The sequence below is a fragment of the Pseudomonas sp. AM8 genome (assembly GCF_036346475.1).
GTDB lineage: Bacteria > Pseudomonadota > Gammaproteobacteria > Pseudomonadales > Pseudomonadaceae > Aquipseudomonas > Aquipseudomonas marginalis.
In genome coordinates this window covers 1-222 of the sequence record NZ_JAOTNX010000056.1, presented here as the reverse complement: position 1 = coordinate 222, position 222 = coordinate 1, and the positions used below count along the sequence as shown (strand labels likewise).

Here is a 222-nt window from a genome sequence, read left to right as displayed (position 1 = left end):
CGAAGCCAACATGGACCGCCTCGACGGTGCCGGTGCCGCTGCCGCCATCGAAGCACGCGCCGTCACCGCCAGTGACTCCGCCGCCATCGTGCGCGCCAAGGCCGCCTTGGACAAACTCGACGTCGCCGAAGGCCTCGCCGAACTCGAAGGCGCCTCCGCCCGCGTCGCCGTTGACGAAAAGCGCATGATCAACTGCCGCGCCGACCTCAACCAACTCGTGCC

Annotated in this window: 1 pseudogene; it reads left to right on the top strand. The window is 68.9% G+C overall.

Features of this window, described 5'->3' with window-relative positions:
• Nucleotides 1–222, top strand: a pseudogene (locus tag V3W40_RS34630) (ribonucleotide-diphosphate reductase subunit beta); the annotation flags it as partial.